This window comes from Streptomyces sp. NBC_00775 (assembly GCF_036347135.1).
GTDB lineage: Bacteria > Actinomycetota > Actinomycetes > Streptomycetales > Streptomycetaceae > Streptomyces > Streptomyces lutosisoli.
The window spans coordinates 2,134,867-2,160,757 of sequence record NZ_CP108938.1 but is presented as its reverse complement, the minus strand read 5'-3'; the positions used below and the strand labels follow the sequence as shown (position 1 = coordinate 2,160,757).

The 25,891-nt window shown below is 70.7% G+C and carries 18 protein-coding genes; 6 read left to right on the top strand and 12 right to left on the bottom strand.

What is annotated here, in order from left to right:
* Window positions 1-7: 7 nt before the first annotated feature.
* The 7 genes from araA to OIC96_RS09760 form a co-directional block, all read right to left on the bottom strand.
* Window positions 8-1,525, bottom strand: a complete 1,518-nt coding sequence (gene araA / locus OIC96_RS09790) for an L-arabinose isomerase (protein WP_330308248.1) — start codon at window positions 1,523-1,525, stop codon at window positions 8-10.
* Window positions 1,526-1,570: 45 nt separating this feature from the next.
* Window positions 1,571-3,295 carry a ribulokinase gene (araB, locus tag OIC96_RS09785; protein ID WP_330308249.1) on the bottom strand — a complete coding sequence of 575 codons (1,725 nt, stop codon included), beginning with the start codon at window positions 3,293-3,295 and terminating at the stop codon, window positions 1,571-1,573.
* 96 nt (window positions 3,296-3,391) lie between these two features.
* Window positions 3,392-5,956 carry a CBM35 domain-containing protein gene (locus OIC96_RS09780; RefSeq protein WP_330308250.1) on the bottom strand — a complete coding sequence of 855 codons (2,565 nt, stop codon included), beginning with the start codon at window positions 5,954-5,956 and terminating at the stop codon, window positions 3,392-3,394.
* A gap of 89 nt (window positions 5,957-6,045) precedes the next feature.
* On the bottom strand, window positions 6,046-6,900 hold the full coding sequence (locus OIC96_RS09775; RefSeq protein WP_330308251.1) for a carbohydrate ABC transporter permease: 855 nt from the start codon (window positions 6,898-6,900) through the stop codon (window positions 6,046-6,048).
* Window positions 6,897-7,841, bottom strand: coding sequence for a carbohydrate ABC transporter permease (locus OIC96_RS09770; RefSeq protein ID WP_330308252.1), 945 nt, complete (start codon window positions 7,839-7,841; stop codon window positions 6,897-6,899). Before OIC96_RS09770 ends, OIC96_RS09775 begins: the two co-directional genes overlap by 4 nt.
* Window positions 7,842-7,958: 117 nt before the next feature.
* Entirely contained in the window at window positions 7,959-9,269 is a 1,311-nt protein-coding gene (locus tag OIC96_RS09765) for an ABC transporter substrate-binding protein (RefSeq protein ID WP_330308253.1), read from the bottom strand.
* A gap of 178 nt (window positions 9,270-9,447) precedes the next feature.
* On the bottom strand, window positions 9,448-10,518 hold the full coding sequence (locus OIC96_RS09760; protein WP_330308254.1) for a LacI family DNA-binding transcriptional regulator: 1,071 nt from the start codon (window positions 10,516-10,518) through the stop codon (window positions 9,448-9,450).
* Window positions 10,519-10,690: 172 nt separating this feature from the next.
* Here OIC96_RS09760 and OIC96_RS09755 point away from each other — a divergent pair, with 172 nt between their 5' ends.
* Entirely contained in the window at window positions 10,691-12,859 is a 2,169-nt protein-coding gene (locus tag OIC96_RS09755; protein ID WP_330308255.1) for a glycoside hydrolase family 36 protein, read from the top strand.
* 182 nt (window positions 12,860-13,041) lie between these two features.
* On the opposite strand, the gene OIC96_RS09750 is transcribed toward OIC96_RS09755, so the two are convergent.
* The gene (locus tag OIC96_RS09750) at window positions 13,042-14,241 is read right to left on the bottom strand and encodes a magnesium and cobalt transport protein CorA (RefSeq protein WP_330308256.1); all 1,200 of its coding nucleotides are present in this window, start codon (window positions 14,239-14,241) and stop codon (window positions 13,042-13,044) included.
* 146 nt (window positions 14,242-14,387) lie between these two features.
* Between OIC96_RS09750 and OIC96_RS09745 the strand changes: the two genes are divergently transcribed.
* Entirely contained in the window at window positions 14,388-15,494 is a 1,107-nt protein-coding gene (locus OIC96_RS09745) for a winged helix DNA-binding domain-containing protein (RefSeq protein WP_330308257.1), read from the top strand.
* Window positions 15,495-15,534: 40 nt separating this feature from the next.
* On the opposite strand, the gene OIC96_RS09740 is transcribed toward OIC96_RS09745, so the two are convergent.
* Window positions 15,535-16,182, bottom strand: coding sequence for a LysE family translocator (locus tag OIC96_RS09740; RefSeq protein WP_330308258.1), 648 nt, complete (start codon window positions 16,180-16,182; stop codon window positions 15,535-15,537).
* Between the two features lie 65 nt (window positions 16,183-16,247).
* On the opposite strand from OIC96_RS09740, the gene OIC96_RS09735 reads away from it, so the two are divergent.
* Window positions 16,248-17,159, top strand: coding sequence for a LysR family transcriptional regulator (locus OIC96_RS09735; RefSeq protein ID WP_330308259.1), 912 nt, complete (start codon window positions 16,248-16,250; stop codon window positions 17,157-17,159).
* Between the two features lie 104 nt (window positions 17,160-17,263).
* The gene (gene dmpI / locus OIC96_RS09730) at window positions 17,264-17,446 is read left to right on the top strand and encodes a 4-oxalocrotonate tautomerase DmpI (RefSeq protein WP_330308260.1); all 183 of its coding nucleotides are present in this window, start codon (window positions 17,264-17,266) and stop codon (window positions 17,444-17,446) included.
* A gap of 98 nt (window positions 17,447-17,544) precedes the next feature.
* On the opposite strand, the gene OIC96_RS09725 is transcribed toward dmpI, so the two are convergent.
* The 3 genes from OIC96_RS09725 to OIC96_RS09715 all read right to left on the bottom strand — a co-directional run bounded on the left by OIC96_RS09725 (window position 17,545) and on the right by OIC96_RS09715 (window position 22,371).
* Window positions 17,545-18,336: a S1 family peptidase gene (locus OIC96_RS09725; protein WP_330308261.1), complete on the bottom strand. Its 792-nt coding sequence runs from the start codon at window positions 18,334-18,336 to the stop codon at window positions 17,545-17,547.
* Between the two features lie 233 nt (window positions 18,337-18,569).
* Window positions 18,570-21,380, bottom strand: a complete 2,811-nt coding sequence (locus tag OIC96_RS09720) for a helix-turn-helix transcriptional regulator (RefSeq protein WP_330308262.1) — start codon at window positions 21,378-21,380, stop codon at window positions 18,570-18,572.
* Window positions 21,381-21,531: 151 nt separating this feature from the next.
* Window positions 21,532-22,371, bottom strand: a complete 840-nt coding sequence (locus tag OIC96_RS09715; RefSeq protein ID WP_330308263.1) for a helix-turn-helix transcriptional regulator — start codon at window positions 22,369-22,371, stop codon at window positions 21,532-21,534.
* Between the two features lie 101 nt (window positions 22,372-22,472).
* Here OIC96_RS09715 and OIC96_RS09710 point away from each other — a divergent pair, with 101 nt between their 5' ends.
* Together OIC96_RS09710 and OIC96_RS09705 are read left to right on the top strand one after the other, a co-directional pair.
* Complete coding sequence (locus tag OIC96_RS09710; protein WP_330308264.1) at window positions 22,473-24,152, top strand: AMP-binding protein; 1,680 nt, start codon at window positions 22,473-22,475, stop codon at window positions 24,150-24,152.
* The gene (locus tag OIC96_RS09705) at window positions 24,149-25,756 is read left to right on the top strand and encodes an AMP-binding protein (RefSeq protein ID WP_330308265.1); all 1,608 of its coding nucleotides are present in this window, start codon (window positions 24,149-24,151) and stop codon (window positions 25,754-25,756) included. The genes OIC96_RS09710 and OIC96_RS09705 overlap by 4 nt, the downstream gene beginning before the upstream one ends.
* Window positions 25,757-25,891 lie beyond the last annotated feature (135 nt).

Below are 25,891 nucleotides of genomic sequence, written 5' to 3'. Positions count from 1 at the left end.
GTGGGGGTCACAGAGCCTGGGCGAGGCGGTGGTAGGCGGCGTTCCAGCGGATTTCCTTGCCGAACTGCTCGGTACTGGTGCTCTCGTCGATGGTGAGCAACTCGACACCGGTCATGGCGGCGTAATCGGTGAGGGTCTCGGTGTCGACGGCGGAGCTGAGCACGGTGTGGTGCGGGGCGCCGGCGAGCAGCCAGCTCTCGGCGGACTCCGCGAGCGAGGGGCGCGGCTTCCACACGGCCCTGGCCACCGGCAGGCGGTGCAGGGGCTCGTTGGGGGTGATGACGTCGACGGTGTTGGCGGTCAGCCGGAAGCGGTCGCCGAGGTCGGAGAGGCCGACGACCACGGCGGGGCCGGGGGCCGCGTTGAAGACCAGACGGACCGGATCCTCGCGGCCGCCGATGGAGAGGGAGTGGATCTCGCAGCTGGGGCGGTCGGCGGCCACCGAGGGGCAGACCTCCAGCATGTGGGCGCCGAGGATACGCGGGGTGCCCGGGCCCAGGTGGTAGGTGTAGTCCTCCATGAAGGTGGTGCCGCCCGGCCGGCCGGCGCCCATGACCTTCATCGTGCGCAGCAGCGCCGAGGTCTTCCAGTCGCCCTCGCCACCGAAACCGTAGCCGTCGGCCATCAGCCGCTGGACGGCGAGGCCGGGCAGCTGCCGCAGGCCGCCGAGGTCTTCGAAGTTGGTGGTGAAGGCGGTGAAGCCGCCCTCGGTGAGGAAGGTGCGCAGGCCGATCTCCTGGCGGGCCGCGTACAGCAGCGAGTCGTGGCGGATGCCACCGGGGCGCAGTGCGGGGACCACGTCGTACGACTCGACGTATTCGGCGGCGAGTTCGGCGGCCTCCTTGTCCTCGACCTCGTCCACGACGGCCACCAGGTCGTTGACCGCGTAGGTGTTCACGGAGTAGCCGAACCGCAGCTGCGCCTCGACTTTGTCGCCCTCGGTCACGGCGACGTCGCGCATGTTGTCGCCGAAGCGGGCAAGGCGCAGGGTGCGTGAGGCGTGGCGGCCGACGGCGGCCCGTGCCCAGGCCGCGACGCGCCGGACGACCCTCGGGTCGGTGGCGTGACCGGCGACGATCTTGCGGTCGATGCCGAGACGGGCCTCGATGTGGCCGAACTCGCGGTCACCGTGGGCCGCTTGGTTGAGGTTCATGAAGTCCATGTCGATGCTCGGCCAGGGCAGCGACAGGTTGTACTGGGTGTGCAGGTGCAGCAACGGCCGGTCCAGGGCGCTGAGTCCGGCGATCCACATCTTGGCCGGCGAGAAGGTGTGCATCCACACGATCACGCCCACGCAGTCGTCGGAGGAGCTCGCCTCCTGGCATATCCGCCGGATCGAGTCGGCGTCGGTGAGGACCGGCTTCCACACGATCTTGACCGGGATCTTCCCGGGACCGCCGAGGATCTCGGAGATGCTCCGGGACTGTTCGGCGACCTGGTGCAGGATGTCGTCGCCGTACAGGCCCTGGCTTCCGGTGAGAAACCAGATCTCCTGGTTCGGGTAGGGCGTGGCGTTGGTGTCCATGAGGGTTCCTTTCAAAGGGAGTTGACCACCGAGCAGGGGTGCCGCTCAGGCGGATGCCTGGGCGCGGAGGTGGCGCAGGCGGTGCATGACCTCGTTGGCGCCGCGGCCGAAGTAGTCGTGCAGGAGCCGGTATTCGGCGTACAGGCGGTCGTAGGCCGCGGCCCGCTCGGGGTCCGGCTGGTAGACGGCCGGGCGGGCCTTGCCCATGGCGTGGGCGGCGGCCCGGATGTCCGGGTACGCCCCGGCCGCGACCGCCGCGTGCATCGCCGCGCCGAGAGCGGGGCCCTGCGCCGAGTCGATGACACCGAGGGGGAGACGGGTGACGTCGGCGTAGATCTGCATCAGCAGCGCGTTCTTCGTCAGGCCGCCCGCGATGATCAGCTCGCGGACCGGTACGCCGGACGTCTCGAACGCCTCGATGATGGTGCGGGTGCCGAAGGCGGTGGCCTCCAGCAGGGCGCGGTAGACGTCCTCGGGGCGGGTGGACAGCGTCAGACCCACCAGGACACCGCTCAGGTCGTGGTCGACCAGCACGGAACGGTTGCCGCTCTGCCAGTCCAGGGCGACCAACCCGTGCTCACCCACCCGCTGTTCGGCGGCGAGGGCGGTGAGGTGTTCGTGCGGGTCGCGGCCCGCGGCGGCGGCCTCCTCGGCGTACGACGCCGGGAACCCCGTGCGGACGAACCAGCCGAAGATGTCGCCGACGCCGCTCTGTCCGGCCTCGTAGCCCCACAGACCCGGCAGGATGCCGCCGTCGACGACCCCGCACATGCCCGGCACTTCGGCCCACTGGTCGGAGCTCATCACATGGCAGGTGGAGGTGCCCATGATGGCGACCATCCGACCCGGTTCCACCGCGGTGGCCGCGGGCGCCGTCACATGGGCGTCCACGTTCCCCACGCACACGGCGATGCCTTCGGGCAGGCCCGTCCATGCCGCCGCCTCGGCCGTCAACCGCCCAGCCAGATCTCCGAGTTGGCCGATCGGCTGGTCCAGCTTGGCGGTCACGAAGTCGGCGAAGCCGGGGTTGAGTGCGGCGAGGTAGTCGCTGGAGGGGTAACTGCCGTCCTGGAGCTGGCCCTTGTATCCGGCGGTGCAGGCGTTGCGGACGTACGTGCCGGACAGACGCCAGACGATCCAGTCGGCGGCCTCGATCCAGCGGTCGGTCAGCTCGTAGAGCTCGGGGTCCTCCTCCAGCAGTTGCAGGGCCTTGGCGAACTCCCACTCCGAGGAGATCTTCCCGCCGTACCGCTGCAGCCAGGGCTCCTTGCGGGCGTCGGCCAGTGCGGTGATGCGGTCGGCCTGGGCCTGCGCGGCGTGGTGGCGCCACAGTTTGACGTAGGCGTGGGGGCGGTCGGCGAGGTCGGGCAGTTCGCACAGGGGCGTGCCGTCGGCGAGGACCGGCAGGACCGTGCACGCGGTGAAGTCCGTGCCGATACCGATGACCTGCTCCGGCCGCACACCGGAGCGGGCCAGGGCCTCGGGTACGGCGATCCGCAGGACGTCGATGTAGTCCGCGGGCACCTGCAGTGCCCAGTCGGGCGGCAGCGGGGTCCCGTCGGGGAGCTTCCGGTCGAGGACGGCGTGGGTGTACGAGTGCTCGGCGGCGGCCAGTTCGGCGCCGTCGGCGACACGGACCACCACGGCCCGCCCGGACAGCGTCCCGTAGTCGACTCCGATGACGTAGGTGTCGGGATGGGTGTGTTCGCTGTGCTCGGCGTTCACCACCGGGCCGCCCTTCTGTTCGGTGTTTCGTGCGCTGTTCGACATGTGGAATGGAGTGGAGAGAGGGAATCCGTGAAGCAGGGGTCGTGGGTCCCGGTCGGGGTCCGGCTCAAGTGCCCGGACCCCGACCGGAGTTGAACGTCAGCCGGTGACCGGTGCGGCGGTGATGCGGTCGATGTTGGGTGTGTAGGCGCTCGCGTTGGCGAAGGTGATCGTGTTGGTGCCGGCGGTGAGGGTGACCGGGACGGGCAGGTCCCAGTAGGTGGACCAGCTGTAGTTGTTGCGGAACATGACGGTCTGCGCGGTGCCGCCGTTGACGGAGATCTGGGCCGCCCGGGAGACGACGTTGGTGTTGTAGTTCCCGGAGCCGGAGACCTGGTCGTTGGCGTAGCGGACGTTCATGACGTACCGCCCGGCACTGGCGGCGCTCACCTGGAAGGTGAGGGTGTTGGCCGAGCCGTTGCCGACATAGCCGACGTACTTGCCGCCGGAGGCCCAGGTGTCCGAGGTGGCGACGGCGGTTCCCGCGAGGGTGGCGCTCTCGGCCTCGTAGGCGGTGACGCCCGTGGTGTCGGCGCTCGCGCCCACCCGCAGGTCGCGCAGGGTCAGCGTGGTCGAGCCCGAAGTCGCCGCCGTGATGCGGTTGTTGCCCGCCGACAGGTACAGCCGCGAGCTCTTGTCCGTGAGTGTGCCGCTTGTCGAGGCCAGCGTGACGGCGGTCGCGCCGTCCAGCGTGAGGGTGCCCGACCCGTTGGAGGAGTAGTCGGTGTGGACGGTGTAGTAGCCGTCGGTCGGCGCGTAGACGTCGAAGGCGGCGGAGGTGCCCGAGGTCAGGGCCAGGGCGCCGGCACCGGTCGTGCCGGAGGCCGTGTAGCTGTAGGTCGGCGAGCCGGTGATGTCCGCGTAGGCGGCCGGGTAGGAGGTGTCGGCGGTGGAGGCCGCGGTGAGGTCGATCTTGTCGAGGGTGACCTCGTTGGTGCCCTTGGCCAGGGTGATCGTGTGCGTGCCCGCCGTCAGGGACACCGAGGCGCTCGCCGTGGAGCGGTAGGTCCAGTTCAGGGTCGGCGTGTAGGTGACCGTCTGGGAGGAGCCGCCGTCGACGGTCAGGGTCTGGGTCGCCGGGCCGCCGGACTGGTTGCCGTAGAAGACGTTGAGGTTGTACGTGCCCGTGGTCGGGGCGGTGACGGTGAAGGCGACCTTGCTGTCCGACTGGTTGAGGCTGCCGACGTCCTTGGTGCCCGAAGTGGCGTACCCGTAGGCGTTGGTGACGCTGCCTTGGGTGTAGACGGTACCGTCGGTGATGGACGCGCTCTCGGCCTCGTACGACGCCGACCAGGGGGTGCTCGCGGCGGTGGGCGTGCCGGTGCCGGCCGGGTTGATGACGATCCGGTAGGCCGACATGGGGTCGAGGTTGGTCAGCGGGACGGTGATGCTGCCGTCCGAGGCGACCGTGTACGTGCTGCGGGCCAGGACCGTCGGCGCGGGGCCCGCACCCTCGTAACCGCTCCAAGCGGTGCGCTCCACCGAGACGTTGACGGTGCTGCCGAACGACGACGGTATGTTCTGGACGACCGTGTTCGCCGAGCCGGAGGTGCCGCCGCCGAGGAGGACCTGGGCCTGCTTGCGGCCGGTGTCGAGGGACGCGATGCCCTGCAACGTGTCGATGACGTTGGCCTGCGGCGGGGTCACCTTGGTGGTCTGGCCGGTCAGGCCCGCGTACCAACGCAGCAGCCACCAGTCGCCGTTGGGGATGTTGGTCTGACTGACGTTGCCGTCGAGGTTCCCCGCGATGTCCCAGTAGGCCTGGTCGGCGTAGACCTTGTTCCGCTCGAACATGGACATCCACTGGACCATCTGGCCCGGCACCGAGAGGTCGCGGCGGTCGCCGTACTCGTTGATGTTGACTGGGCGCGCGCTGATGCCGGCGTTGGTCTCGATCGTCCGGTAGGCGGCGAGGTTGCCCTCGAAGTTGGAGAGGGAGGTCGGGTCCAGCTCGTGCCAAGTGGTCATGTCCGGGAGGACGTTGTTGGCCTTGGCCCAGGGGTAGAAGTCGCCCATGAAACGGGCGTCGTAGTGCGTCTCGTTGGGGCCGGCGATCCGCGCGTTCGGGATGATCGAGCGGATCTTGTTGTAGACCGTCGTCCAGTCGCTCTCGAAGCCGGCGAGCGCGCTGTTGTACGTGGACGTGGTCGAACTGCCGAGCCCTGTGTACCAGTTGCCGTCCGGCTCATTGAACGGCACCCACACGAACGTGCTCGCGTCGGAGCGGGCCGCGACCTTGGTGACCATCGTGTCGACCTTCGACAGATAGTCCGTCAGCCCGAGGTTCTCGTACGGCCACGAGGCGTAGATGTCCTGCATGTAGATCAGGTTGTCGCCGCCGCCACCGCGGGCGAACTCCGGCTGGACGACCAGCGCGTCACCGTTCGGGTGCTGGGTGCCGTCGGGCGCCTTCTGGGCGATGGACGTCATGTGCAGGGGAGTTACGAGGCTGTCGCCCGGAACTCCGTCGTCGCTGAGGCCGTACAGAGCGCCGTTGGCTCCGTGCATGACCGCGCCGGTGGTGGTGCCGAGGTCGACGGTCAGTTGCGGGGTCGCCGCCTGCGCGGCGGGGACGGTGAGTGCTGTGCCCAGGAGGGCGGCGGTCACCACGGTCGCGCCCATGAGGGCGCGGACGGAGCGGGGTCTGCGGGCTGTTCGAGGCATGGCTGTCCTCCTCCTCCCGCGGCGTTGCGGGAGGCTGTCGGGGTACTTCGGGGGTGACCGGGGCGGCTCAACAGGCCGAACCCCCGGGGCTACTTGACGGCGCCGCTCGTGATGCCGGAGACGATGCGGCGCTGCGCGATGACGAAGACGAGGACCATGGGGAGGCTCATCATCACGACGTAGGCGAAGATCAGATGCCAGTTGTTGAGGTAGAGCTGCGCGTTGGCGACCTGGTAGAGGTTGAGCGGCAGGGTGGCCTTGTCGCCGCCGCCGAGGACGAAGAAGGCGTAGAAGATGTCGCTCCAGGCGTAGAGCATCACCATGATCGTCGCCGTGGCGATGACCGGGCGCAGCAGCGGCAGGATGATGCGGAAGAAGACCCGCACCGGTCCCGCGCCGTCCATGCGGGCGGCCTCCTCCAGCTCCTCGGGGAGGGCGCGGATGAACCCGGTCATGAAGAAGATCGAGGTGGACAGGTACATCCCGGCGTAGACGCCGATCATGCCGGGACGGGTGCCGGCCAGTCCCAGCTGGCGCAGCTCCATCACGATGGTGATCACGGCGGGCGGGAGCAGCAGTCCGCTGATGCTCAGCGCGTACAGGGTGTTGACCAGGCGCCCCTTGCGGCGGGCGAACACCCAGGCGGCGCCTGCCCCGAGGAGCAGGACGAGGACGACGGACGGGGCGACGACCAGGAGGCTGTTGACGAAGCCCTGGACGACCTTGCCCTCGTCGAAGCTCTGCTTGTAGTTCGCGGCGGCCTGGACGTGGTGGGGCAGGGAGAGGTTGGGCTTGATCGCCTCGGCCTGCGGTTTCACCGAGGTGACCGCGACCAGCCACAGCGGGATGCCGATGGTGACGCCGGCGATGATCAGGACGGCGAGCGGTTGGAGCCAGCGCAGCGGGCGCCGGTGTACGGGGGCGAACGCGGTAACGGTGGTCACTGGTTGTTCTCCCTGCGGCGCAGGCCGACGATGACGGGCACGGCGAGGACGACGACGATGAGGAAGAGCACCAGGCTCATCGCGGACGCCTGCGCGTACAGGCCCTGGCCGAAGATGCGGAACATGTAGATGTTGAACACCTCGGTCTCGCTGCCGGGACCACCCCCGGTGGTGGCCTGGACGATGTCGAAGGTGTTCATGGAACCGATCAGCGCGGTCGTCACGTTGAACGTCACCGCGGGCGCGAGCAGCGGGAACCGGACCGACCAGAAGGTGCGCCACCAACCGGCCCCGTCGATACGGGCGGCCTCCAGCACGTCACCGGGCATGCTCTTCAGGCCCGCCAGGTAGATCAGCATCGCCAGGCCCATCCACTTCCAGCCGTGGATGAGGGTCACCACGACCAGCGTCCACGTGGTCGAGCCGAGCCAGGGGGTGTCCACATGGTGCCCCGCCAGTGAGGACAGCACGCTGTTGAGCGCCCCGTCCTGGGCGAGCAGGGCCCGGAAGATGTAGCCGACGGCGAGCGCGGAGATCAGTACCGGAAGGAAGAAGACCGCGCGGAAGAAGCGGTTGAAGCGGGTGTCGCGCTCCAGCAGCAGGGCGAGGCCGAGACCGAAGCCGTTCTGGAAGACGGCCACGAGGACCGCGTACACCAGGGTGATGCGGATGTCACGGGCCATCGACCCGTCATGCAGGATGGTGCTGAAGTTCGACAGGCCCACGAAGCCGATCCGCGAGTGGAACGCCGACCAGTCGGTGAACGGGTAGACGAAGTTCAGCAGGTTCGGCAGCAGGAAGAACACGCCGAACACGGCGAGCGCGGGCAGAGCGAACCACCACGGCTGGTTGGCCTTGCCGCGGGGGCGCTCGCGCCGGCCGGGACGGGACGGCCGGTCCTGGTCGAGGTCCTTCGCACGCGTGGCGTCGATAGCGTCCATCGTGGCGGTGTCCACCACTCTCTTACCTCCGGTACGGGCCCCGGGCACGCCGCCGACGGGCGGCCCGGGGGACGGGCTGACGGGCGGCCCGGGATACGGGCTGCGAAGGGGCGCCGGTCAGAAGCCGGAGACGCCGCGTGCCTTGAGGACCTGCTTGAACTGGTCCTCGGCAGCCTGGGCGACTTCGCGCGGGGTCTTCTTGCCGTAGATCATGTCGGCGAGGGCGAGGTGCATGTCGGGGGCGGTGAGCGCCTTGACCTGGAAGACGCCCGAGGCGCCGGACAGGGCCTTGGCCTGGGCGATGGCCGTCTGCGGCAGGCCGTCGGGGTTGGGCACGGAGGGCTCCACGGACACGAGCTTGTTGGCCTTGATGTAGGCCGGGTAGTCCGGGCCGAGCCAGAAGGACATGAACTGCCGGGCGGCGTTCTGACGCTTGGTGTCGCCGGTGTTGAAGGCGACGACGCCGTTGGTCTGGTCGGGGGAGTACTCGGCCTTGGCGGAGCTGTTGGCGATGGGGAACCAGCCGAGCTTCTTGTCCATCTCCGCCGTGCTGGAGGTGGCCTGGATCTCGGACTGGAGCGCGGTGACGTTCAGGGCCATCCCGGCGCTGCCGTCCATGACCGCCTTGCCCTGGTCGACGAAGGTGGCGGTCTTGTAGTTCTTCTGGGCCAGGCCGCCGTCGAGGATCTTCGTCTTGTACTTGGTGATGGCGTCGACGATGGTCTTGTTGGTCCAGGTGTCCTTGTTCTTGTTGAGGTTGTCCCAGAACGACTGCGGCAGGTCCGTGAGTTGGGCCTGGACCTGCCACTGCAGGGGCCACTTGTCGCCGCCGACCTCGAAGAACGGGGCCGCGTCCGTCTTCGCCTTGATCTTCGCGGCGTCGGCGAGCATCTCGTCGTAACTGCTGGGCATGGTGGTGATGCCCGCCTTCTTGAAGACGGCCTTGTTGTAGTAGACGCCGAGGACCGCGGGGCTGGTGACGATGGCCGCGTAGCGGTGGCCGTCGACCTGGCCGAGGGTCTTCTCCGTCGTGCCGAGCTTGGAGACCCAGTCCTCGTTGTCGAGCTGCAGCAGGTTCTTGGCCGGCTGGACGAACGGCAGGGTGCTGGCCGTGGGCTGCCAGAACATCAGGTCCGGCTTGACGCCCGAGGCGAGCTTGGTCGGGACGTTCGACTCGTAGGGGTCGGGTATCACCTCGGTGGTGATCTTGGCGCCGGTGGCCTTCTCGAATGCCTCGATGGCCTGCTTGGGTTCCGAAACGCTGTTCTGGGCGACCCACATGGTGAGCTTGACGCCCTTGAGAGAGGCGGTCGGGTTGACCGAGCCCTCGGGTGCGGCGGCCGTGGCGCCACCGCTGCTGTCGCTGCACGCGGTGGCGGTCAGCCCGAGAACGCAGGCGGTGGCAAGGACGGAGACGGCTCTTCTCATGGCGGATCCTTGTTCGTACGCGGAAGGGAGCGGAAGGGAGACGAGGCGATGCTGCGGAGAGGTGCGATGACTGCGGAGATGCGCGATTGCTGCGGGGAAGACGGCTGACGGACACGGCGAGGCGACTGCGGGCACGGCGGACGTAACGGATACGGCGAGCCCGGACGTCCGGTCCGGCTCAGGCGTTCCGTGGCCCCGAGCTCTCCCGGAGGATGAGGGTGGGTTCGGCCGGCACCGGCGCGGGTGCCTGCTGGTCGGTGTCGAGCTGGGCGCGCAGTAGCCCGAAGGCGGCGCGCCCCAGTCCGTGGAAGTCCATGCGGACCGTGGTGAGGGACGGGGTGACGAAGGCGGAGTGAGGGGCGTCGTCGAAGCCGATGACGCTGACGTCCTCCGGGACCCGCCGGCCCGCGTGGTGCAGGGCTCTCAGGACGCCCAGCGCCAGATCGTCGTTGCCGCACAGGATCGCGGTGACGTCCGGGTTCTTGGCGAGTTTCTTCCCGGCCTCGTATCCGGCCTGGGCGTCCCAGCCGTTGCCGGAAGGCGCGGGAGGGGTCACGCCGGCCGCTCGCAGGGCCTGACGCCAGCCTTCGGCGCGGGGCGCCGCCGTCCGCCGGGTTCCGGTGGAGGCTGGGATCGCCACATAGTGCACGTTTTCGTGCCCGAGCGCCAGCAGGTGTTCGGTGGCGGTACGGGCCGCCTCACGGTCGTCGGCCCACACCGCCGGACGGCCGGGTGTCCGGCCGTGCGGCGGCGCCTCCACCAGCGCCGCGCACGGCACATGCGCCGGTACGCGATCCAGTGCGGCGGCGCCGAGACGGTCGTAGCCGATGACCACCAGTCCGCCACCGGTGTCGGCGGCCGCGGCGATCGTACGGTCCAGGTCGTCCTCGGGTGTCACGACCCGCACGCCCAGTGCGTATCCGGCGGCGCGGGATGCCTCCTCCAGTCCCTGCAGGGTGGCTGCGTAGCCGTAGAGAACGGTGTTCGACGTGATGACCGTGACCGATCGGGTTACCCCGCTGGCCAGCGCGAACGCGGTGGCGTTGCGCCTGAATCCCAGGGTTTGGATGGCTGCGTCGACCCGCTTGCGAGTCTCCTCCCTGACGTTCGGGTGGTTGTTGATGACCCTCGAAACGGTCTGGTAGGAGACGCCTGCCGCCTGGGCGACATCGCGGATACTGGCGGCCTTCTGCTGCCCCTGAGGGGGGTCGCTGTGGCCGCCGGAGCTTGTGTGACCGGTCACATCCATGCGAGGATTGTGAGCGGTCACAACGTGGGCGTCAAGAGACCGTAACCAGGGATTTACCTTTCGAACCCGCCGATCGGCGCGGCACCCCCCTCTCCCGCCGCGTGTGAATCCCCAGCTCAGCACCCCCCACAAGCCACCGCAGGACCGAACCATCCCGGAAGGGGAAATTGCGTTGACCGCTGTCGCCGGAACAGTCGAGAAGTCCCGTATCTGGTCGCACCCGGAGCTCGGGCTGCACGCCGTCCTGGACGCCACGGGGTCGGTGAGACTGGGGACACCCGGCCAGGACTGGGCCCGCCTGGTCCCTCTCGTCGAGGTCACCGCCACCGGCCACGGGCGCCTGTGGTCGGGAGAACGCTTCATCGAGACGGCCATCGGCGACCGCCTCACCTACCGCGATCACGAGACGGTGCGGGACGGGCGGGTCGCAGGCCGGGAGCGTACGACGATCCGGCTGGCGGACTCGGAGACCGGGCTGGCCGCCGAGGTCACCCTGGAGTCGGGCTCCGGTGCCGGCTCCGGCGCGGCCTTTCTGCGCGCGCGGGTACGCCTGGTCAACGAGGGCGCCACTCCGCTGAGGCTGGAGAGCGTGACCACCCTGACCCTCGGCGGCATCTCCGATGCGGGCGACGGCCTGGACGGCCTGACTCTGCACTGGGCGGACAACGACTGGCTCGCCGAATGCCGCTGGCGGCAGGCCGCGTTCCGCGACGAGGTCGTCCCGCTGAGCCGGTCCGCCCACGGCCACGAGGGACGCGGCTGCTTCGAGCGCTACTCACAGGGCAGCTGGTCCACCGGCCGCAACCTCCCGGTCGCCGCGCTCACCGACCTGGACGGCCGTGCCTGGCTCTGGCAGATCGAGTCCAGCGCGGGCTGGCGCTTCGAGACCGGCGAACGCGAGGGCGCGGCCTACGTCGCGCTGTTCGGGCCCGACGACGCCCACCACCAGTGGCACCACACCCTCGCCCCCGGCCAGGAGTTCCACACCGTCCCCGCCGTTCTCGTCCGGACGGAGGCCGGCGGCCTGGACGCCGCCTTCGGGACCCTCACGGACTACCGCCGCGGCATCCGCCGCGACCACCCCGACCACCGCACGCTCCCGGTGATCTACAACGACTACATGAACACCCTCATGGGTGACCCCACCACGGATCGGCTCCTGCCTCTCATCGAGGCGGCGGCGACCGCCGGCGCCGAGGTCTTCGTCATCGACGCGGGCTGGTACGACGACGACGCCCAGGGCTGGTGGGACGCCGTCGGCGCGTGGGAGGCCGCGCCCAACCGCTTCCCGGGCGGCATACAGGAGGTCTTGGACGCCATCGGGCGGCACGGCATGACCCCGGGACTCTGGCTCGAACCCGAAGTCGTCGGCGTCCGCAGCCCGTTGGCCCACACCCTGCCGCCGGAGGCGTTCTTCCGGCGTGGCGGTGTCCGTGTGACGGAACATGGCCGGCACCACCTGGACCTGCGTCACCCGGCCGCCCGCGCCCACCTCGACGAGGTCGTGGACCGGCTGGTCGGCGAGTGGGGCGTCGGCTACCTGAAACTCGACTACAACATCAACATCGGCCCAGGCACGGAGGACGGCTCCGAAAGCGCGGGCGCCGGGCTGCTCGGGCACCACCGCGCCCACCTCGACTGGATGGCCTCAGTCCTCGACCGGCACCCCGACCTGGTGCTGGAGAACTGCGGGTCGGGCGGCCTGCGCATGGACTACGCGCAACTGGCGGTGGCACAACTGCAGTCCACCAGCGACCAGCAGGACCCCCTGCGCTACCCGCCCATCGCCGCCGCGGCCGCCACCGCCGCGACACCCGAGCAGGCCGCCGTGTGGGCGTACCCCCAGCCGGACCAGAGCCTCGACGAGATCGCCTTCACCCTCACCGGCCCGCTGCTCGGACGCATCCACCTCTCCGGCTTCCTCAACCTCATGAGCGACGAGCAGTTCGACCTCGTCCGCTCGGCGATCTCCGTCTACAAGGACCTCCGGCCGGAGATCGGCGGCGCGCATCCGTTCTGGCCACTGGGCCTGCCCGCCTGGGAGGACGAGTGGATCGCCCATGGACTGCGGGGCGAGGAGTCCACGTACGTGATGGTCTGGCGACGGGAGCCGGAGCCGGGCGGCGACGGGCGCGAGGCCGTCCCGAACGACCCCGCCGAAACCGACCGCACACTCACCGTCCCTCACCTGCGAGGCGCTCACGTTCATCCCACCCTGCTGCATCCCACGACCGCCGGTGCCGCCGCGGAGTGGGAAACGGTTGAAGGGAAGCTGACCGTCTCCCTGCCGCGTGCCAACACCGCTGTCCTCTTCCGGTTGAGCCCGGTCTCGTCGGAATGATGTCTTCGACGGGCAGCTTCCGGTCGCCGGGTACCCGGGCCCGACCGTCGGCGGCGCGAACCTGACGACGAGGTCACCACCGCTGCGGCGGTGGTGACACCTGCCGGACGGTCAAGAAGTCGCTCCCCCGACGCCTGCGGTCGGGGCTGCACCTTCTCGCGGCGGCGCGTCACGCCGATTGCTCAGAGCCAGTCCTTCCGCTTGAAGATGACGTACAAACTGGTACATACAACCGCCATCAGGATGATCGCAAAGGGGTACCCGAACACCCAGTGCAACTCCGGCATGCTGTCGAAGTTCATCCCGTAGATCGTCCCGACCAGCGTCGGAGCGAACAAAATAGCCGCCCAGGACGAGATCTTCTTGATCTCCTCGTTCTGCTCGAAGCCCGCCTCCGCCAACGCCCGCATCTCGGCGTTCTGCTGCTGGGTCACCAGCGTCGCGTTGACGGTGAGGATGTCGGTGAGGGCCTGGCGGAAGCCGTCGACGCGTTCGCTGGTGTGGGTGACGTGGTCGGCGACGTCGCGGAGGTAGCGCTGGAGTTCCTCGTCGGTGCCGTACTTGGCGAAGCCGGCCATCAGGGCGTGCAGCATGCCGACCAGGGGGCGGGTGGCGCGCTGGAACTCGACCATTTCGCGGGAGAGTTCGTAGATGCGGCGGGAGACCGCCGGGTCGCCGCGGAAGACCTCGGTCTCGATCTCGTCGATGTCGATCTGGACGCCGGAGACCACGGGGAGGTACCCGTCGACCACGGAGTCGAGGATCGCGTAGAGGACGGCCTCCGGGCCGAGTTTCAGCAGCTCCGGGGTGTCCTCCATGCGGCGGCGCACCGCCGAGAGGTCCGGCGCCGCACCGTGCCGGACCGTGATCACGAAGTCCGGGCCCACGAACACGTGCAGCTCACCGAAGTCGACCTCCTCCAGCGCGTCCAGGTAGCGCGCGGCGCGCAGGACCACGAAGAGCGTGTCGCCGTAGCGCTCCAGCTTCGGGCGCTGATGCGCCTCCATCGCGTCCTCGACGGCGAGCGGATGCAGGTCGAACTCGGCGGCCAGGGAGAGGAGTTCGGCCTCCGTCGGGCGGGCGAGACCGATCCACGCCACGCCGTCCGGCTCGTCGCGCAGCTCGCGGAAGGTGTCGGCGAGGGTCGTGGGGGTCGAGACGCGTACGCCGTCGCGGTACAGGGCCGCCTGTACGACGCTGCCGGCGTCGTCGGGGTCCGGTGCCGGCGGGTCGGGTCGGGGCGACGGAGGCCGCGCGGGCGGCGCGGCCGGCGGGGTCAGGGCGCGTCGCCAGACGGACTTCCTGGCGTTCTTCCCGTTGCTCGCGTTCTTCGCGTCGCCCCTCGTGTCCTTCGAGGCTGAGCGGGCGCGTCGCTCGGACATCGCGGCTGCCTCCAGTGTCGAACGTGCGTCTGCGTGATCACGGAGCAGGATATACGGGGCAAACAGACTGAGCGTGCCCGGTCGCCTCGGGATCCGGTGAGAGTTGCGGACAGAAGGTGTCCGCAAGCGGCGTTAGCGTGCGGAGCATGACGAAGACGACCACGACGGCCTCGGTACTCGGCACCCGCGCCCTCAACCGCGCGACCCTCGACCGTCAGCTTCTGCTGCGCCGCTCCCCGCTGTCCGCGAAGGCCGCCGTCGGACACCTCCTCGGCCTCCAGGCGCAGAACGTCAAGCCGCCGTACTACGCCCTCGCCGCCCGTCTCGACGGCTTCACCCCCGAGGCGCTGTCGCGGCTCATGGCCGACCGGGAGGCCGTACGCATCGTCACCATGCGCTCCACCATCCACACCCACACCGCCGACGACGCCCTCGTCCTGCGCCCGCTCGTGCAGGCCGCACGCGACCGGGAGCTGGGCACCTTCCGCAAGGGGCTCACCGGCGTCGACCTGGACCGGCTCGCCGCGATCAGCCGTGAGCTGGTGGAGGCCGAGCCGCGCACCATGAAGCAGCTGCGCGAGACGCTGCTCGCCGAATGGCCGGACGCCGACCCGTTCGCGCTCTCGGTCGCCGCCCGCTGCCGGCTGCCGCTCGTCCAGGTCACCCCGCGCGGTCTGTGGGGCCGCAGCGGCCAGGTCGAGCTCACCACCGCCGAGCACTGGCTCGGCCGCCCCGCCGAGCCCGCGCCCACACCGGACGCGACCGTCCTGCGCTACCTCGCCGCCTTCGGGCCCGCCTCCGTCAAGGACATGCAGACCTGGGCGGGCCTGACCCGGCTGCGCGAGGCCTTCGAACGGCTCAGGCCCGAGCTGGTCACGTTCCGTGACGAGAACGGCGTCGAGCTCTTCGACCTTCCCGACGCGCCCCGCCCGGACGCGGACACCCCTGCCCCGCCGCGCTTCCTCCCCGAGTTCGACAACCTGCTGCTGTCCCACGCCGACCGCTCCCGCGTCGTACCCGCCGGCCTCAAGGGACGCTCCTGGCAGGGCAACCAGGCGTACCGCACCCTGCTCGTCGACGGATTCCTGGCCGGAGTGTGGAAACTGGACGAAGGGGCGCTCGTCATCGAGCCCTTCGGCACGCTCACGAAGGCGCAACGGAACGAGGTCACCGAGGAAGGGGAGCGGATGCTCAAGGTGATGCGGCAGGGGGAGGCCTACGACATCCGGTTCGGGACCGTCGTACGGCCCTGACGTTCCGGAAGGGTCGTACGACCCTGATGTTCCGGACGTCTCAGTCCGCCCGCCCCGTCACCGCCACCGTCAGCCCCAGCCCGATCATCGTGAAGCCGCCCGCGCCGCCGATCAGGGACAGCCGGCGGTCGGAGCGGGCGAACCAGGTGCGGGCCGCCGAAGCGGTCAGGCCCCACAAGGTGTCCGTGACCAGGCCGATGGAGATCGGGATCAGACCCAGCAGCAGCATCTGCGTCGTGACCTGGCCCGCGGAGTGGTCCACGAACTGGGGGAGTACCGCGGCGAAGAAGACGATGCCCTTGGGGTTGGTGACGCCGACGAGGGCGCCGTCCAGGACCGTGCGGAGATCGCCGCGCGCCTCGGCCGCGGGTGCCGCCTTGATCGCCGACGCCTTCAGCTCCTTGCGGTGCCGGAACGCCTGCACGCCCAGGAGGACGAGATACGCGGCGCCGGCCAGCTTCACCGTCAGATAGACCGTCATCGAGCGCTCGACCAGCGAACCGATCCCGAAGGCGACCGCCACGACCAGCAGGTACGAGCCGAAGACGTTGCCGAGCGCCGTCGCCACCGCGGTGCGCCGGCCGTGGGCGAGCGCCCGCCCGATGACGAACAGCACGCTGGGCCCGGGAATCACGATCACCAGCAGCGACATCGCGGCGAAGGCCAGGAAACGGTCCGTGGACACCATGTCCATCACCTCCCACGGGGGCCCATTCAAACAGGCGGCCCTCGGGGCGCTCTAGAGTCCACGGCATGGAACTTCGGCAGCTCAGCTATTTCGTGACGGTCGCCGAGGAGCTGCACTTCGGCCGGGCGGCGATGGGGGTCCCCCCGCTCGAGCGAAGCCGAGAGTGGGGGAGTCTCCATATCGTGCAGTCGGCTGTCAGCCAGCAGATCCAGCGGCTGGAGCGGGAATTGGGCGCCGAGCTCTTCGACCGTTCGCCCCGGCATGTACGGCTCACCGGTGCGGGGGAGCGGCTGCTGCCCGAGGCGCGCGCCGTGCTGGCGGCGGCCGAGCGGGCGCGGGCGTCCGTCGCCCCTGCCGCCGGGCTGCGGCTCGGCACCAGCACCGGCCTCGGCGAACATCTGGACCGGGTGCTCGCGGCCTTCGCCGAGCGGGAGCCTGCCGTTCCGGTCGAGCTGGTCTCGCTCCCGGCCCAGGAGCGGCTCGCCCGGGTCGCGGACGGGCGGCTGGACGCGGCGTTCGTCCGGGGCGTGTCACCACACGAACAGGTGCCGGGCGTACGGGTGCTGCCGCTGTGGCCCGACCCCCTGGTGGCCGCCCTGCCCGCCGCGCACCCGCTGGCCGCGCGGGACGAGGTCGCCCTCGACGAGCTGGCCGGGCTGCCGCTGAGCATCACCGAGCGCCGGGTGAATCCCGCGCTGGTCGACCTGGTCGTCGGGGCCTGTCACGACGCGGGGTTCCAGCCGCTGCCCGGGCCGGCGGGCGGCTCCCTCCAGGACACCCTCGCCACCATCGGCACCCGGCCGCTGTGGACGGTCGTGTACGCCTCCCACGCCCGCGTCCTGCACGCCCCCCGGATCGCCTTCGTACCCTTCCGGGCGCCGGGCCTCGCGCTCACCACCGGGCTCGCCGTGCACGGCTCGAATCCGCCGCCGTACCTCGACAACCTGTGTGCGGCCTGCGGCGATCACGAAAGCTGATCGCTGCGGTCGCGGGCTGCCTCTTGGTCGGTGACGCCCCGCGCGATGGACTGTTCCCGTACCCGGAAAGCGGCAAGGGCCGCCTCGGACAAGGGAGTTCAGCCATGCCCATCGTCACCATTCAGCAGGGTCCGCGCGACGTCGAGCTCAAGCGGGACCTCGTCAAGCGCGTCACCGACGCCTTCGTCGACGCGTACAGGATTCCGGCCGAGACCGTGCACGTCTGGATCCACGAGGTGCCGGCGGACAGTTGGGGTGTCGCGGGGAAGCTGACCGCCGACAAGTAGAGGGTTCGAGAGTGGATAGGGGGCGCTGCGGGCCGCTCGTGGTGGCTCGCAGCGCCCCCTGGCATTCACCTGAGGGGTTCTCAGGAGTTCATCGGTGACTACGAGTTGACCTGCGTGGTCACCAGGCTGGAGAAGGTCGTCAGGCGGGTGTAGACACCGGGGTAGCCGGCCTCCGCGCAGCCCTCGCCCCAGGAGGTGATGCCTGCCAGGACGCCGCCGATGAGCAGCGGGCCGCCGCTGTCGCCCTGGCAGGTGTCGACGCCGCCGGAGGTGTATCCGGCGCAGACCATGTCGGAGGCCACGAAGTCGGAGCCGTACGAGCTGGCGCAGCTGGAGTTGGACACGATCGGGACGGTCGCGGTCCGCAGCTGGTTGGAGGAGCTGCCGCTCTCGGAGGTGGTGCCCCAGCCGACGATGCGGGCGGTGGTGCCGGTCGCGTACACGCTGGTGTCCGTGGAGGCGACGTACTTCGCCGTGGTGTACGACATCGACGTCGACAGGGTCAGTACGGCCACGTCGTCACCGTTGGTGGCGTCCGTGTAGTCGGGGTTGATCCAGATCTTGCTGACCTTGCTGACGGTGCCGTTCGTGCCGTTCAGGTACGTTCTGCCGCCGACGACGCGGATGCTGCTGGTGGTCTCGCCGACCATACAGTGGGCGGCCGTGACCACCTTGTTGGCGGCGACCAGGGTGCCACCGCAGAACTGGTTCTGGGAGGCGTCCGTGATCTGCATCATGAACGGGTACGCGGTCGTCGTGGTCGTCGTGCCACCGACGATCGGCTGGGGCGCGGCTACGGCGGAGGGGGCGCCGAGCAGTGCGGTCGCGGCGGCGGCAGCGGTCGCCGCACAGACGGCGGCGGTCTTCTTGGCGCGGTTGAGCCCGAACATGGGTCTCCTTGGAGTTTGCCGGTGGGGGGACGCACGGGTGTGGGGGGTGAGCACGGTGCCTGTGGGTGGCACCGTGTGCCCGAGCGAGCGGCACGGGGTTCACGCTAGAAGCGGAGAGCTCCGCTTCCAAGCAGGGAAGCCCCTAGGGGAGTTGGAGGAGGGAAAACCCTTGGCCGAGGGAGCCGGGGTTTAGCGTCCTGTGTCACCCGGTTGGTCCCGACCTGGGGTCCGGCTCAGCCGGTCCTCCGCCCCGCCGCCAGCCTGACTATGTCCACCCGCGAGCGGATCCCCAACTTCCGGTACACCCGTGTGAGGGTCGCCTCGACCGTCTTCACACTGATGAACAGGCGCGCGGCGATCTCGCGGTTGGTGGCGCCCTCCATGACGAGGGCGGCGACCTGGCGTTCGGTCGCGGCGAGGGTGTCGAGCGCGGCGGAGGCGAGGGGCGGCGCGGCCGGATGGGTGGTGGACGCGGACTCGGCCTGGCGGAGCCAGGGCAGGGCGCGGCAGCGGCGGAAGAGGCGGGCCGCCTCGTCGTACGAGGTGGGTCCGGGCCGGTGGGTGCGCAGGCCCGCGAGGGCGTACGCGGCGCGCGCTTCCTCCAGGCCGTAGCCCAGCTTGGCGAGGCGGTCCTGAGCGGAGGTCAGCTGGCGTTCGGCGGAGCCCTGTTCGCCGCGTGCCGCGCGTACGAGCGCCTCGGCGCGGTCGAGGACGGCGAGGACGCTCTCGCGTTCGAGCCGCAGGGCCCGCTGCCGGGTGACGTCGATGACGTCCTGCGCCTCGACGGGCTCCCCGATCCGTACGAGCGCCTCGGCGAGGTCGCCGTGCCAGCGGCCGCGCGCGGGGTCGATGACGCCGAGCCCCTCCTCCAGCTCCCGTACCCGCCGCAGGGACTGGACCGCCGCCGCGGCGTCCCCGGCGACCAGCTGGGCGTGCCCGAGGGCACCCAGGGCGCGCGAGAGGTAGATCAGGTCGCCGTCCTCCTCGGCGCGGTCCACGGCCTCCCGGGCGAGGGCGAGCGCACGGTCCACGTCGCCGCCCGCGGCCTCGGCGAGCGAGGTGAACATGGCGGTGGCCGCCTCCCCGATCCCCGTGTCGCGGGCGAGCCGCAGACTCTCGCGGGCCAGGTCGAGGGCCCGGCCGCAGTGCCCGGAGCGCAACTCGGTCTCGGCGAGCCCGCGCAGGAAGTGCACCTCGCTCTCGACCATGCCGCGCCGCTGCACCTCGCGCAGCAGTGCGGTGATGGTCGTACGGGCCTCGGCGAGCTGGTCGCCCATGATCAGCCAGCGGAAGCGGGCGGCACCGGCGCCGTTGTGGTCGCACGCCACCCGGGGGTCCTGCGGCTCGCGCATCGCCCGCTGGATGGTCGCCGGGGCGTCCGGGTGCCCCATCAGGGTCTCCATCTGCGCCTGGAAGCCCAGCGCGAGGAGTTCGGTGGGCCGGTCCCCGGCGCGGGCCGCGAGCCGCGCGGCACTGGCGGCCTCCTCGCGGGCCTTGGCCATCTCGCCTTCCATGAGCAGGGCCCGCCAGGCCAGTTGGTAGCGGACGAGGGCGAGCAGCCCCGGGTCGTCGCCCGCGTCCGCGAGCGCGTGCGGGAAGACGGCGTCGATCTCGGCCATGGCATGCCCCGCGGCGTCGATGACGACCATCCAGGCCCGCACCCGGTCCGCCGGTCCGGTGGCGTGGGCCAGCACCTGGCGCGCGATGTCCCGGGCGAGGTCCGTCTCCCCGGCCGTCAGCGCGTCCTCGGCGGCCTGCAGCCGCCGTTCGTCCGGACCGGGCACGGTGTCGGCCGGAGTGTGCCGGGCCGCGAGCAGGCCCAGCCCCGCGGCGACCGAGGGCGCGCCGCGGTCCCGGGCGGCGGCCGCGGCCTCGCCGAGCCGGGCGGCGACCTCCGGGTCCGTGCCGGTGGTGGCCAGGGCGAGGTGCCGGGCCCGCTCGATGGGATCGGAGGCCGCCGTGGACAGCGCGGTGTGCGCGGCGCGCCGCTCCTGGGCGCTCGCCTCCGCGTACAGGGCGGCGGAGACGAGGGGATGCGCGAACCGGATGCCGGGTGTCTCGCGTTCCGTCGCGAGCAGTCCGAGCGCCGCGGCCGAGGCGGTTTCCGCCTCGGCGTTCTCGCGGCCGGCGGCGTGCAGCAGCGCCAGCGTGGGGCGGGCTCCCGCGCTCGCCACGAGCAGGGTGCGCCGGGCCTCGGCGGACAGCATGTCCAGGCGGCTCAGCACGAGCGCGCGCAGCGAGGTCGGCACGGGGAGCGGCTCGCCCGGGCTCGGCGGGGTCGGGGACTCGGCGAGGGCGCGGCCCAGTTCCAGCGCGAACAGGGGGTTGCCGCCGCTCGTGCGGTGGATGTCCCGCACGGTGGAGCGGGGCAGGCCGGTGTAGCCGCGGTGACTGAGGAGTTCGGCCATATGGGCGCGGGAGAGCGGGTTGATCCGCACGGCCAGGGTCTCCGGCGGGGACGCGCGTAGATAGCGGTCGTGCTCTTGGCCCTGGGGCTCCGTGTCGGTGCGTACCGCGCACAGCATCCGTACGGGCATGCCGCCGAGGCGGCGGGCGGCGAAGCCGAGCAGCTCGGCACTGGCCGGGTCCAGCCACTGCAGGTCGTCGGCGACGATCAGCACCGGGCCCTGGGCGGCCAGCGCCCGCAGCACCGACAGCACCGCGAGCCGCAGCGCCAGACCGTCGCGCTGGAGGGTGGATTCGCCGCGCCCGGTGAGCGCCGACTCCAGGGCGGTGCGCTGGGGGGCGGGCAGCCGGTCGGAGACCTCGTCCACGACCAGGCCGAGGAGGTCGGCCAGTGCGAGGAAGGGGAGATGGGATTCGGACTCGGTCGCCGAGCAGCGCAACACGGTCCGTGCCGATTCGGCGCATTCCACGGCCAACGCCCGCAGGACGGTCGACTTTCCTATTCCCGCGGGGCCGTGCACCAGCACGCTGCCTCCGCCGGAGAGCTGCTCACGCGCCCCCGCGAAGAGTTCCGCCCGGCCGATGACCAGGTCGGGGCGGGGTCTCGCAGGTTCCTTGAAGTCCCCTCGCACGGTCACCGCTCCCCTCGTGTGTCGTGTCCGGGCCAATATTAGGCAATGTCTCTTTGAATTTCGGACCGTCGGGGTGGTGAGGGAAATAACAGGGGGTCCGCATAAGTCATTTCAAGGCGCCAAGGATTGAATGGAAAGCGCCAGGAGGGTGCCCTCCCTACGGCAGCAGTCCGGCCCGTCGCGCGGCGACCACCGCCTCCCACCGGGTGTGGGCCCCGAGCTTCCGCATGGCGGAGCGCAGATACCCCTTCACGGTCTCCGCGCGCAGCCCGAGCCGCTGTGCGGCCGCCGCGTTGGTCGCGCCCGACGCGACACAGGCGAGGACGTCCACCTCGCGGGGGGCGAGGCCGACGTGCCGCGCGGCGGGGGACGGTGACGCCGCGTCGGCCAGGCGCCCGCACACGGCGAGGAGTTCGGCGCGCAACGCCGGGTCGACGATCCGCGGCGCCAGCGCCCGCAGCACCCCGTGCGCCTCGCGCACCTCCTCCCACGCGGCGCGTCCCGCCGCCGGTCCTGGCTCCCGCGCGGCCGCCAGCAGGTCCCGCGCCTCGTCCCGGACGACCAGTGCCTGCTCCACGTCCCGGGCCGCCGCGACGGCCGCGCCGAGCGTGCGGTCACCCAGCGGCTGGGCCGTCCGCAGGGCGCCGTACAACACGCCCCGCACCCGGCGGCGTACGACGACGGGGACCGCGAGAACGGAGCACAGCCCCTCGGTGGCGACCGCCATGTCGTACTCGTGGCTGATCTGCCGCGAGGCCGAGTAGTCCGTCACCGCGCACGGCCGGGCGAGGGCCACCGCCTTGCCGCCCAGGCCGTTGCCCGAGGACACCGCGAGCGCGCTGAGCGCGGCCGTCGCCGTTCCGCTGAGTTCGGTGATGCGCATCTGCTGGCGCCCGGGCTCGACCAGGCCGCCGAAGGCGACCGGCAGCCCCGTGGCGCGCCGCAGCCGTACCAGCGCGCCCCGCATCTCCACCGCCTCGGCTGCGTCTTGTGCCACCTGATCGCCCCTTCGTCGCGGCGCACCCCCGTTCGGGGGTGGTGAGACCTGCATCACGGAATACACGATGGTAGGCGGCTGTCCGGCAACGAGGAGGACACATGACGGCGACGACGAGCGCGACCGACGAGTTTCGCGCCGCGCGGGACTTCCTGCTGACGCACCGCGAGGACTACGCGACGGCCTACGAGGGTTTCGGCTGGCCCCGCCCGCAGTACTTCAACTGGGCACTCGACTGGTTCGACGTCATCGCGCGCGGCAACGACCGCACCGCCCTGCACATCGTCGAGGAGGACGGCGAGCGCACCGAGGTCTCCTTCGCCGGGATGGCCGAGCGCTCGGACCAGGTGGCCAACTGGCTGCGCGCGCAGGGCGTGGGCGCCGAGGACCGCATCCTCGTCATGCTGGGCAACCAGGCCGAACTGTGGGAGACGGCCCTCGCCGCGATGAAGCTGCGCGCCGTCGTCATCCCGGCCACCCCGCTGCTCGGCGCCGCCGACCTGCGCGACCGCGTCGAGCGCGGCCGGGTCCGGCATGTCGTCGTCCGCGCCGAGGACGCCGAGAAGTTCGACGAGGTGCCCGGCGACTACACCCGGATCACCGTCGGCGGGTCGCGTCCCGGCTGGCGGCCGTACGAGGAGACGTACGCCGCCGACCCGGCCTTCGCACCCGACGGGCCCACCCGGTCGGACGACCCGCTGATGCTCTACTTCACCTCGGGCACCACCGCTCGCCCCAAACTCGTCGAGCACACGCACGTCTCGTACCCGGTCGGCCATCTGGCGACCATGTACTGGGTCGGGCTCAAGCCCGGAGACGTGCACCTGAACATCTCCTCGCCCGGCTGGGCCAAGCACGCCTGGTCCAACCTCTTCGCGCCCTGGAACGCGGAGGCGACCGTCTTCATCCACAACTACACACGCTTCGACGCGGGCCGGCTGATGGCCGAGATGGACCGGGCGGGCGTGACCACGTTCTGCGCCCCGCCCACCGTCTGGCGCATGCTCATCCAGGCCGACCTGACGCAGCTGCGCACGCCGCCGCGCGAGGCCGTCGCCGCGGGCGAGCCGCTCAACCCCGAGGTCATCGATCAGGTGCGGCGCGCCTGGGGCGTCACCATCCGGGACGGCTTCGGGCAGACCGAGACGGCCGTCCAGGTCTCCAACAGCCCGGGGCAGCAGCTCAAGACGGGCTCGATGGGACGGCCCAGCCCCGGCTTCCGCGTCGAACTGCTCGACCCGGTGTCGGGCGCGCCCGGGGCACCGGAGGGGGAGATCGCGCTCGATCTGTCGGCGCGGCCCGTGGGCCTGATGACCGGCTACCACGGCGACGCCGACCGCACCGCCGAGGCCATGGCGGGCGGCTACTACCGCACCGGCGACATCGGCGCGCGCGACGCCGACGGCTACATCACGTACGTGGGCCGAGCGGACGACGTCTTCAAAGCCAGTGATTACAAGATCTCTCCCTTCGAGCTGGAGAGCGCGCTGCTGGAGCACGAGGCGGTCGCGGAGGCGGCTGTCGTACCGGCCCCCGACGAACTGCGGCTCGCCGTGCCGAAGGCGTACATCGTCCTCGCGGCGGGTTACGAGCCGGGCCCCGATACCGCCAAGGTGCTCTTCGAGCACTCGCGCACGGTCCTCGCACCGTACAAGCGCATCCGCCGCCTGGAGTTCGGCGCCCTCCCCAAGACCGTGTCCGGCAAGATCCGCCGGATCGAGCTCCGCGAGGCCACGGCCGCGGGCTCCGACGCCGAGTACCGCGAGGAGGACTTCCGGTGACCGAACCGTCGTACACGCACGGGACGAGCGGAACGTCCCTGCTCGGGGACACCATCGGGGCCAGCCTGGACCGGGCGGTCGAGGCCTGGCCGAACCGGGAGGCGCTCGTCGACGTGCCGTCCGGGCGGCGCTGGACATACGTCCAATTCGCCACCGCCGTCGACCAGTTGGCGTTCGCGCTGCTCGCCAGTGGAGTCGCCAAGGGCGACCGGGTGGGCATCTGGGCGGTCAACTGCCCCGAGTGGGTGCTCGTCCAGTACGCCACCGCCCGCATCGGCGCGATCATGGTGAACATCAATCCGGCCTACCGCACCCACGAGGTCGAGTACGTTCTCCAGCAGGCCGGGATCTCGCTGCTCTTCGCCTCGTTCCGTCACAAGGCGAGCGACTACCGGGCGATGGTCGAGCAAGTCCGAGGAAAATGCCCGCAGTTGCGCGAGACCGTGTACATCGGCGACCCGAGCTGGGATGCGCTGATCAGGCGCGGAACCCCCGACCTGTACGAGGACTTCTGGACCCGCAAGAGCGAGCTGTCCTGCGACGACCCGATCAACATCCAGTACACCTCGGGGACGACGGGCTTCCCCAAGGGGGCCACCCTCTCCCACCACAACATCCTCAACAACGGTTATTTCGTGGGCGAGATGATCGCCTACACGGAGCAGGACCGGATCTGTATCCCGGTGCCGTTCTACCACTGCTTCGGCATGGTGATGGGCAATCTCGCCGCGACCTCGCACGGCGCGTGCATGGTCATTCCCGCGCCGTCCTTCGACCCGGCGGCGACGCTCCAAGCGGTCCAGGACGAGCGCTGCACCTCGCTGTACGGCGTACCGACCATGTTCATCGCGGAGTTGAACCTCCCCGACTTCGGGACGTACGACCTCTCGTCGCTGCGCACCGGCATCATGGCGGGCTCGCCCTGCCCGGTCGAGGTGATGAAACGCGTGGTCGCCGAGATGCACATGGAGGAGGTGTCCATCTGCTACGGCATGACCGAGACCTCGCCGGTGTCCCTGCAGACGCGGCGGGACGACGACCTGGAGCACCGCACGGGCACCGTCGGCCGGGTCCTCCCGCACATCGAGGTGAAGGTCGTCGACCCGGTGGACGGCGTGACCGAGCCGCGCGGCACCGCCGGCGAGCTGTGCACCCGCGGCTACAGCGTGATGCTCGGCTACTGGAACGAGCCCGAGAAGACCGCCGAGGCCATCGACCCCGGCCGCTGGATGCACACCGGGGACCTGGCCGTGATGCGCGAGGACGGCTACGTCGAGATCGTCGGGCGCATCAAGGACATGATCATCAGGGGCGGCGAGAACATCTACCCGCGCGAGATCGAGGAGTTCCTCTACGCCCACCCGAAGATCGCCGACGTCCAGGTGGTCGGCGTACCTCATGAGCGGTACGGCGAGGAGGTGCTCGCCTGCGTCATCCCGCGCGACCAGGCCGACCCGCTCACCCTGGAGGAGCTGCGGTCCTTCTGCGAGGGGCAGCTGGCGCACTACAAGATCCCCAGCCGGCTGAGGATCCTGGAGGCCTTCCCGATGACGGTCTCGGGGAAGGTGCGGAAGATCGAGCTGCGGGAGACGTACGCCGACTAAGCAGGTCGGGTGAAGTCCGCTGCGGTTCCGCAGCGCCCTGAAGGGGCGCGGGGAACTGCGCGACCAGCCACGACGATGCCGCAGACGATCGACGGCATACCGCGGCACATCCAGCGGAGCGCTTAGCGCGCGTCG

What these genes read in the sequence shown, in the direction of transcription:
- OIC96_RS09725 (WP_330308261.1), bottom strand. Translation starts at nt 18,336, where the DNA reads ATGTTCGGGCTCAACCGCGCCAAGAAGACCGCCGCCGTCTGTGCGGCG.
- OIC96_RS09740 (WP_330308258.1), bottom strand. Translation starts at nt 16,182, where the DNA reads ATGGTGTCCACGGACCGTTTCCTGGCCTTCGCCGCGATGTCGCTGCTG.
- OIC96_RS09745 (WP_330308257.1), top strand. Translation starts at nt 14,388, where the DNA reads ATGACGAAGACGACCACGACGGCCTCGGTACTCGGCACCCGCGCCCTC.
- OIC96_RS09710 (WP_330308264.1), top strand. Translation starts at nt 22,473, where the DNA reads ATGACGGCGACGACGAGCGCGACCGACGAGTTTCGCGCCGCGCGGGAC.
- OIC96_RS09760 (WP_330308254.1), bottom strand. Translation starts at nt 10,518, where the DNA reads ATGGATGTGACCGGTCACACAAGCTCCGGCGGCCACAGCGACCCCCCT.
- OIC96_RS09770 (WP_330308252.1), bottom strand. Translation starts at nt 7,841, where the DNA reads ATGGACGCTATCGACGCCACGCGTGCGAAGGACCTCGACCAGGACCGG.
- araA (WP_330308248.1), bottom strand. Translation starts at nt 1,525, where the DNA reads ATGGACACCAACGCCACGCCCTACCCGAACCAGGAGATCTGGTTTCTC.
- OIC96_RS09765 (WP_330308253.1), bottom strand. Translation starts at nt 9,269, where the DNA reads ATGAGAAGAGCCGTCTCCGTCCTTGCCACCGCCTGCGTTCTCGGGCTG.
- dmpI (WP_330308260.1), top strand. Translation starts at nt 17,264, where the DNA reads ATGCCCATCGTCACCATTCAGCAGGGTCCGCGCGACGTCGAGCTCAAG.
- OIC96_RS09735 (WP_330308259.1), top strand. Translation starts at nt 16,248, where the DNA reads ATGGAACTTCGGCAGCTCAGCTATTTCGTGACGGTCGCCGAGGAGCTG.
- araB (WP_330308249.1), bottom strand. Translation starts at nt 3,295, where the DNA reads ATGTCGAACAGCGCACGAAACACCGAACAGAAGGGCGGCCCGGTGGTG.
- OIC96_RS09780 (WP_330308250.1), bottom strand. Translation starts at nt 5,956, where the DNA reads ATGCCTCGAACAGCCCGCAGACCCCGCTCCGTCCGCGCCCTCATGGGC.
- OIC96_RS09750 (WP_330308256.1), bottom strand. Translation starts at nt 14,241, where the DNA reads ATGTCCGAGCGACGCGCCCGCTCAGCCTCGAAGGACACGAGGGGCGAC.